The 718-nt window shown below is 62.4% G+C and carries 1 protein-coding gene; it reads left to right on the top strand.

All coding sequences use genetic code 11. From position 1 onward, the window contains the following. A partial coding sequence (trbJ, locus tag EOA85_RS36585; RefSeq protein WP_127212823.1) for a P-type conjugative transfer protein TrbJ occupies positions 1 to 718 on the top strand: 718 nt, incomplete at its 5' end.

Here is a 718-nt window from a genome sequence, read left to right as displayed (position 1 = left end):
CTCAGGGGCGGCCACCGGCGCCGCGACCGAATGGACCCAACTTCTCAACAATGGCGAGCTGGTGAGCCTGGTCGGCCAGTCGACCGAGCAGATCAACAACCAGGTCACCCAGATCACGCAACTGGCGGAGCAAATCCAGAACCAGCTGAAGATCTATGAAAACATGCTGCAGAACACCGCGCGGCTGCCGAACCACATCTGGGGTCAGGTCGAGAACGATCTCAACCGGTTGCGCAGCCTGGCTTCGCAGGGGCAGGGGATTGCCTTCTCTATGAGCAATGCCGACGAGGTGCTGAAGCAGCGTTTCGAGAGCTATGCCGACTTCAAGACCAGCCTTCCCGACGGAGCGAGCTTCTCGTCGACTTACCAGAACTGGTCGACGACAAACCGCGACACGATCGCCGGCACGCTGAAGACCGCCGGCCTCACTGCCGAGCAGTTCTCGTCGGAAGAATCGACCATGGACTCGCTTCGGTCGATGTCGGAATCGGCCGACGGGCAGATGAAGGCCCTGCAGGTCGGCCACGAGATCGCCGCGCAGCAGGTGGCGCAGTTCCAAAAGCTGCGCGGCCTGGTCGCGCAACAGACGACGATGATGGGAACCTGGCTGCAGTCCGAACAGGCGGACAAGGATCTTGCCCAGGCGCGCCGCGAGCACTTCTTCGGAACTGGCCGCTACTCGACCAGCGGTGGCGCAGTGATGGAGCCGATCCGGTGA

This window comes from Mesorhizobium sp. M5C.F.Ca.IN.020.29.1.1, from assembly GCF_003997375.1.
Classification (GTDB): Bacteria; Pseudomonadota; Alphaproteobacteria; order Rhizobiales; family Rhizobiaceae; genus Mesorhizobium; species Mesorhizobium wenxiniae.
This window is presented reverse-complemented; position numbering and strand designations above follow the sequence as displayed.